The sequence below is a fragment of the Novosphingobium pokkalii genome, assembly GCF_014652855.1.
GTDB classification, from domain to species: domain Bacteria; phylum Pseudomonadota; class Alphaproteobacteria; order Sphingomonadales; family Sphingomonadaceae; genus Novosphingobium; species Novosphingobium pokkalii.
In genome coordinates this window covers 73,831-81,176 of sequence record NZ_BMZP01000021.1, presented here as the reverse complement: position 1 = coordinate 81,176, position 7,346 = coordinate 73,831, and the positions used below count along the sequence as shown (strand labels likewise).

The 7,346-nt window shown below is 64.5% G+C and carries 5 protein-coding genes and 2 pseudogenes; 5 read left to right on the top strand and 2 right to left on the bottom strand.

All coding sequences use genetic code 11. The features are described 5' to 3' along the window. Window positions 1-113 precede the first annotated feature (113 nt). Window positions 114-374, bottom strand: a pseudogene (locus IE191_RS17995) (IS110 family transposase); the annotation flags it as partial. 72 nt (window positions 375-446) lie between these two features. On the opposite strand from IE191_RS17995, the pseudogene IE191_RS17990 reads away from it, so the two are divergent. Beyond that, a pseudogene (locus IE191_RS17990) lies at window positions 447-1,049 on the top strand (IS630 family transposase); the annotation flags it as partial. On the opposite strand, the gene IE191_RS17985 reads toward IE191_RS17990, so the two are convergent. Then, on the bottom strand, window positions 1,016-1,264 hold the full coding sequence (locus IE191_RS17985) for a hypothetical protein (RefSeq protein WP_191325766.1): 249 nt from the start codon (window positions 1,262-1,264) through the stop codon (window positions 1,016-1,018). The pseudogene IE191_RS17990 and the gene IE191_RS17985 overlap by 34 nt on opposite strands. A gap of 144 nt (window positions 1,265-1,408) precedes the next feature. On the opposite strand from IE191_RS17985, the gene IE191_RS17980 reads away from it, so the two are divergent. The 4 genes from IE191_RS17980 to IE191_RS17965 all read left to right on the top strand — a co-directional run bounded on the left by IE191_RS17980 (window position 1,409) and on the right by IE191_RS17965 (window position 7,278). Next, window positions 1,409-2,518, top strand: coding sequence for an amidohydrolase family protein (locus IE191_RS17980; RefSeq protein WP_191325765.1), 1,110 nt, complete (start codon window positions 1,409-1,411; stop codon window positions 2,516-2,518). Window positions 2,519-2,585: 67 nt separating this feature from the next. Next, window positions 2,586-5,012, top strand: a complete 2,427-nt coding sequence (locus tag IE191_RS17975) for a CaiB/BaiF CoA-transferase family protein (RefSeq protein WP_191325764.1) — start codon at window positions 2,586-2,588, stop codon at window positions 5,010-5,012. A 59-nt stretch (window positions 5,013-5,071) separates the two neighbouring features. Next, window positions 5,072-6,259: a CaiB/BaiF CoA transferase family protein gene (locus IE191_RS17970; RefSeq protein WP_191325763.1), complete on the top strand. Its 1,188-nt coding sequence runs from the start codon at window positions 5,072-5,074 to the stop codon at window positions 6,257-6,259. Window positions 6,260-6,360: 101 nt separating this feature from the next. Continuing rightward, entirely contained in the window at window positions 6,361-7,278 is a 918-nt protein-coding gene (locus tag IE191_RS17965; RefSeq protein WP_191325762.1) for a TauD/TfdA dioxygenase family protein, read from the top strand. The last annotated feature ends 68 nt before the right edge of the window (window positions 7,279-7,346 follow it).

Genomic DNA, 7,346 nt, shown 5'->3' with positions numbered 1-7,346 from the left:
CCAGTTGGCCGCACACAGCGCAGAAATGTCAAATCTGCACGGAATTTGAGTCAGACCCCCTTTTAGACGCCGATCACCCCGCTAACGGGGTCCCTTTTGCACGCCGGTCCACACTTCTGCGCTTTGACATAGGGCCGCACGTACTCCGGTGACATCAGCCTGATCTCGTGCCCCTGCGCGGCGAAGATGCGCCCGAGGTTATGGGCACCACAGCACGCTTCCATCGCAACGACACACGCAGGAAGCTTCGCCACGTAGTCAATCAGCGTCTGGCGCCGCATCGACCTGCGTATGACGACAGCGCCTGCCGCATCGACGCCGACCACGCTGCAGGCATTCTTGCCCAAATCAACGCCGAGGATCACAATAGACATCGGTCCGCTCCTTTCCTTCTCAAGCGCCGGCATCTTATCCGATGCCGGGGAAAAGGGGCGGGCCATCCCATAAAGACCGGCCACGCGATCGAGCAGGACCGGCTCGACATCCTGAGGCAGCGTCGGGACTGGTTCGATAGCCAGTGCGATCTTGTCCCCGAGCGGTTGGTGTTCATCGACGAGACGTGGACCGCGACCAACATGACCCGCAGCCATGGCCGCGCTCCAAAAGGCGAGCGCCTGCGGATGGGCTTCCCGCATGGTCACCGCAAGACGACGACGCTGGTCGCGGGGCTGAGGATGGACGGAATGATCGCGCCGATGGTGCTCGACGGACCGATCAACGGCGACTGGTTCGAAGCTTACGTCGGCCAGGTGCTCGTCCCCGAACTGAAGCCCGGTGACATCGTTATCATGGACAATCTCTCCAGCCATAAGCGTGCCTCAGTGCTCGCTATGATCGAGGATGCAGGCGCGAGCCTGCGCTTCCTTCCGCCCGACAGCCCCGACTTCAACCCGATCGAGAAGGCCTTCTCCCGGCTCAAGGCCATGCTCCGAAAAGCAGGCGAACGAACCGTCAGCGGCCTGTGGGACCTCATCGGCAAGCTCGTCGACATCTTCCGGCCCCTCGAATGCGCCAATTACTTCAGCTCCTGCGGATACGATCCAGATTGATCGAAAAATGCTCTAATATCCGCATGGCGGGTCAGCAGCCAGCCGCCCACGCCCCGATAGCCACCCGCCGCCCAGACGATATCCGGGCCCTCGTGCAGCCGGGCGATCGCTTCATAGGGATCGGCAGACCCGGCGACGAACGCGTCGATATCGTAGTCCCAGATACGCTCCGGCGGAACGTGCTCGGGAAAGGACCTGGTTAGGGTCGTGGTCATCCCTCTACTCCTCGCGCGTCGGGCGCCAGCTGCAAGGCGCATGCGTCGTGTTTTCTGACTTTCTAGAATGTGATATCTTGACATAAGTGTCAAATCAGGAGACGACGACCGTAGAGCGATACAGAATAGCTAGGAGTGGGACGCATGAAGCCCTTCATTTTCAGCGCCGACAGTCACGTCAGCGAGCCCTCCGACCTCTATGTGGCAGGGCTGCCGGCGAGCCTAAAGAAGCATGCGCTGGCGAGTCGCCGGGATGGCGATTATCTGCTTGCCGGCACCGAAGAGAAGACCATCTACCGGATGCGGCTAGGCAATCACCGCGAATCGCCTCTGGCGCGCGAAAGGGCGGGTCTGCGCGACATTAGCGGCCGCCTCGGCGACATGGAGCATGAGGGTATCGACGCCGAGATCTGCTTCCCGACGCTGGGCCTGTGGCTGTACGCGATCGGCAATGCCGAGGCCGAGGCCGCCTCGGCCCGGCTCTACAACGATTGGCACATCGGGTTTCTGGGCGGCCACCCGGATCGTTTCGTGCAATGCGGCATGCTGCCGGTGATCGATTTCTCGGCGACGCTCGCCGAACTCGACTATCTCGCCTCGCGCGGGGTGCGTTCGGCGATGCTGCCGGCGGTGACGCCCATCGGCTGCCCCAAATATAATGATCCGGCATGGGATCCGGTCTTCGCCCGCGCTGCCGCACTGGGCATCGTGTTCGTGATGCATACCGGCACCGGCATGGAAACTGTGACGGCGGAGCGGGGCCCGGGGGCGGCGATCATCAACTACAGCAGCCAGGCGATGGATGCGCAATTGACCGCGATGTATCTGATCGCCGGCGGCGTATTGGATCGCAATCCGGGCGCCAAGGTCGCCTTCATCGAAAGTGGCGCAAGCTGGCTGGTGGCGCTGGGCGAGCGCATGGACGAGGTGGCCGAAGCGCACGAAGTGTTCGTTCGCCCGAAGCTGTCGCGCAAACCGAGCCAGATCATCGACGATCAGATCTGGGCGGCCTTCCAGCACGACCGGGCCTGCATCCTCTCTGCTGCGAAGGGCCTGCCGGGCGCGCGCAACGTGATGTGGGGTTCCGACTATCCGCACGCGGAAGGTACCTGGCCTACGAGCCGGAGCTTGGTCGCGAACTTCCTCAACGACCCGCACTTTGACGACGAGGCGGTCAAGGATTGTCTCGGCCTCAATGCAGCGCGGCTGTTCGGCATCGCGCCGACCATCCATACGAGCGTCGCAGCCAATTGAATCCTGCGCCCCGCCGCAGCGTGAGCCGATCCGGCATGCCGGAATCGAGGTAATTGGAGGGATGTTGGTGCAAACGCCGCTTAATGACGAACTGGCCGTGGTCCACCTGGGCAGCGGACTTGCCAGTGCCTATTGCACCAAGCTGCTGGTCGACGGCGGTGCGGTGGCCGTTTGGGTGGAGGGTCCCGAGGGCGATCCGCTGCGCCGTCGCTCGGCAAGCGGTGCCAACATCGATCCGCAGATCGGTGGCCCGCTGTTCCAGTTCCTCGCGGCATCGACCCAGAGCATCGTCGTCGACCCCGCGGGCGAGGGCGCGTGCGCCGCGTTGTGGAACTTGCTTGAGCGCGCCGATGTGGTGATCTGGTCCCCAGGTTCGCCGATCACCGATGTCGAGGCATTCGCGCCGGCGCGTATCCGCGCGCGCTGTCCGCACGCGGTGGTGGTGGCCATCACCAACTTCGGGTTAGGCATGCCCGATCGGCCGGCCGCCGAGTTCACGCTGCAGGCGATGTCCGGGGGATGGGCGAGTCGCGGACGGGCCGATCGGGAGCCGCTGGCGGCGGGGGGCGATCATGGCGATTGGGCAGTCGGCATTTTCGGGGCGAGCGGCGCTCTGGCGGCGTGGCGCCGCGCCCAGGCCACCGGGGTCGGCGAACTGGTCGACGTTTCCATTCTGGACGCCCTGCACCTCACCCAGCCGTTTTTCGCGCCGACGTTCGAAATCGGGGCGGGCCGCCCCTATCGTGCCGTCCGTTCGCCCGCGGTGCCGCTCAACCATCCGACGCGGGATGGCTATGTCGGCTTCCAGATCACGACCGGGCAGCAATGGCTGGATTTCTGCATTCTCGTCGAGCAGCCCGATTGGGCCGAAGACAAGACTCTCTCGCGGTTCGAAACCCGTGCCAAACGCGGCGACGAACTGACCGCGATCATCGATGCCTGGACCAGCCAGCGCACAACCGCCGAGGTGGTGGAATTGGCAACGCTGTTCCGCCTGCCCGTTGCCCCTATCCATGACGGCAAGTCGATCGGGGAGTTCGAGCAGGTAGTGGCGCGGGGCTGGCGCTCCACCAATCCCGTGACGGGTGTGGCGCAGCCGGCGCCGCCCTATATCATCGAGGGCGACATCGGCGCGCGTGTCCCCGGTGCATCGCCCAGGCTGGGAGCGCACGACGGCACTGTGCTGCCGGCGCGTGAGCGGTCGCCATCCGCCGGTGGCAAGCCACATGACCTGCCCTTCGAGGGGGTGCGGATCCTCGATTTCACCGCGTTCTGGGCGGGGCCGATCATTACCCATTTCTTCGCGATGTTCGGCGCGGACGTGATCCATGTGGAATCGATCCAGCGCCCGGACGGAATTCGTGCGGCGACGCTGCGCCACGACATGAGCGAAGGGTGGTGGGAAGCATCGCCGTTCTTCGCCGGCACCAACACCAACAAGCGCGGCCTGACGCTCGACATGGGCCAGGCGGAAGCGCGGGAACTGGTGCTGAAGCTCGTCGCGCAGTCTGACGTTCTGGTGGAAAATTTCAGCTCGCGGGTGATGCAGAATTGGGGGCTGACCTATGAGAAGCTGCGCGAGATCAATCCGCGGCTGATCATGGTGCGTGCCTCAGGCTTCGGGAACTCGGGGCCCTGGAAGGACCATGTCGCCTATGCGACCACGGTGGAACAGGCTTCGGGACTCTCCTGGGTGACTGGCTTTGCCGATGACCGGCCAGAGATCACCGGCGGGGCGTGTGATCCGATTGCCGGCTCCCACGCGGCCTTTGCATTGATGCTGGCGCTGGCGGCGCGGGATCGCACCGGCAATGGGATGCTGGTGGAGACGCCCCAGTTCACGACGGGCTTCAACATCAGCGCCGAGCAACTGATCGAATATTCGGCGCATGGCGTGGTGCTCGGCAGGAACGGCAATCGCTCCTGGGTGCATGCCCCGCAGGGTGCTTATCGCGCGGTGGACTGGGATCCTCCCTATGACGGGATGTCCCGGGATGACTGGGTGGCGATCAGTGTCACCTCCGACGCGGAGTGGAAGGCATTGTGCGCGACGATCGGGGCCGCTGCGCTGGCGGCGGATCCGGGCCTGTCGACGCCGAAGGGGCGGATGGAGTGCCATGACGTAATCGACCAGCAGATCGCCGAATGGGTGCGGCCGCAGCGGGCCGACGATGCCGTCGCCGCATTGCTGGCGGCGGGTGTGCCGGCGGCACGCTTCCAGCCGCTTGCCGGGCTGCACGCGATTCCCGAAGTCGTGGCGCGCGGTCTGTACGAGGAGGTAGATCAGCCCGTTCTCGGGCGGGTGCCGATCATCGGTTATCCGGCGAAGTTCGAGTTCGGCCCGTATCGTTTGCACCGCAGCCCGGCCCCGATGCTGGGGCAGCACAATGCAGAGATCCTGACCGAACTTCTGGGCCTCAGCGAGGACGATGTGACGAGGCTGGAGGCGGCGGCGATCATCGGAACGCGCCCCCGCATGGGCATCGCCTGGTAAGGCGCACGGCGCGCGCCACAGGCGGTGACTGCGGCGCGCGCCGAAGATGGGAGAGGCGCGTGGGCAGTTTGAATGATTCGGCCGTGCGGCCGCTTGCCGGGATCAAGGTGCTGGACCTGGGGATTATCGCGTCGGCACCGTTCGCTGCCCGCACGCTGCAGGATCTGGGCGCGGACGTGATCAAGCTGGAGACGCCCGACGGTGATCCGCTGCGCGGCGGTCCTGACGCGAAGGGCAGGCGGCGCTTTCCCTTCCTAGCCTGCAATCGCGGCAGACGATCGATCGCCGCCGACCTCAAGACGCCGGGGGGGCAGGAGATCCTGCATCGGCTGGTACGGCGGGCCGATGTGCTTATCGAGAACTTTCGCCCCGGCGTCGGCGAGAGGCTGGGCGTGACCTGGGACAAGATGGCCGCGCTCAATCCGACGCTGATCCATTGCACGATCACCGGCTTCCCGGAGAATAGTCCGCTCGCTCGGCTGCCAATTACCGACGGCGTGATCCAGGCCCATGCCGGCGTGCTGGAAATGTCCGGCCGCGGCGGAAATTTCGGCGAGCCGCTGCCGATCATCGTTGCGGATGCGATCGCCGGATCGACGGCGGCGCAGGGCATCACGGCGGCGCTGTTCGCGCGGGTCCGGACGGGCACCGGCGTGCATGTCGAAATCAACATGCTCGACGGCCTGCTCAACTATCTGCACCTGACTGCCAACATCACCACCTCGCTGGGGCCGCCTGCCACCAATGTGCTGGAGACCGGGGACGGGCAGGTACTGCTCGTGCAGCCCGTTCTTCATTTTTTCTCGAAGTTCGCTGCAGCGGTGGATGCGCTGGCGGGATGTCCTGAACTGGTCGAAGATACCCGCTATGCGACGCCCGAAGCCCGGGCTGAGAACGTCGTCGCGCTGCGCACGCTCCTCCAGGCGGCCTTCCGGAAAGCGTCTGCGGCGCAGTGGCTGGCAGCGATGGCAAAGGCCGGGGTTCCTGCCGGACCGATCAACACCGTGGCTGAAGGTATCCGTTCGCCCGAGGCAAGAGCGATTCCGGTCGATCTCGACGGCGTGGAGATGATGCTTCCGGAAAGCCCCTTTGTGCTGGACGGTATGCGCAACCGCATCACCAATTCTGCCCCCGAAGTGGGCGAACATACCGATGAAATCCTTCTAGATGTTGGCTTCGATCAAGACGAGATCGCGGCGTTACGGGCGGGAGGGAGCATCGCCGCCAGTGGCGCTGGAGAATGTTGACACATTGGTCAAATAACGCCAGCATGCATCGACGTTAAGCGGGAATGGTGCGGACCGAACCACGGCGAGATGGCGGCTGCAGGTAGAGGAAGCGTATAGTCATGGACGTGGAGAAGCTCGAAGCCGGCCTGCCCTTTGGCGTGCAGGTACGTGGACTGGGACCCGCGGAGCTGGAAGACGACGCGACGGTAGCCGAGCTCCGCGAGCTTTGGATCCGGCACGGCGTGATCCTGTTCCGCGAGGTTGATGATGCGCCCGAGTTTCAGATTGCACTGAGCCGGTGCTTCGGCGCACTGGAACCCCATCCGGTGCAGGAACTGTGGGTCGATGGTTATCCCGATCTCATCAGCCTGGCGTCACGGCCGGAATCGGGCAACATCCTTGAGATCGAGGGCAAGACGGTTGCCAACTGGATTCCGTGGCATTCCGATCTCTCCTATGTCCAGAAGATAAACCGCGGCGGATTGCTGCGCGTCACTCAGGCGACGAGCTGGGGCGGAGAGACCTGCTTCGGCGATCAAATCGATGCCTATGATCGCCTGCCCCAGAGGTTGAAGGCGCGCGTCGAAGGGCTGGAAATTCTCTACCAGCTCAAGATCCTCGATACGACGCGCTATGCGCGCCGGCACGACGTCAAGCTGCTGCGCGCGTCGCACACGCTGGAGGCGCTGCGCAAACGGGTCGACACCGACTTCCCCCCAGTCGCCCATCCGGCCGTCTATGTGCAGAAGGAGACGGGGCGCAAGGTGCTGAACGTGTCGCCGCTGTTCGCTGAAGGGATCGTGGGTATGCGCCCCGAGGAAGGCGGGGCGCTGCTAGACGAACTGGTCGATCACATCGAAAGCTGCCCCGCGTATCGCCATGCCTGGGGCGAGAGCGAAATGATCCTGTGGGACAATTGGCGCATGCTGCACGCCGTTACCGGCGGCCCGATCGACGAGGTGCGGATCATGCGGCGCACCACGATCGGCGGCGATTATGGCTATGGGCGTACGCTCACCTACGCCGATGCCATCTGAACGACAGAGGCGCCCGGGGCGCTCGGCCGGTGAGAGGCATTACCTCGCTTCCCACAGGAACACAGGAC

What these genes read in the sequence shown, in the direction of transcription:
- IE191_RS17985 (WP_191325766.1), bottom strand. Translation starts at nt 1,264, where the DNA reads ATGACCACGACCCTAACCAGGTCCTTTCCCGAGCACGTTCCGCCGGAG.
- IE191_RS17980 (WP_191325765.1), top strand. Translation starts at nt 1,409, where the DNA reads ATGAAGCCCTTCATTTTCAGCGCCGACAGTCACGTCAGCGAGCCCTCC.
- IE191_RS17965 (WP_191325762.1), top strand. Translation starts at nt 6,361, where the DNA reads ATGGACGTGGAGAAGCTCGAAGCCGGCCTGCCCTTTGGCGTGCAGGTA.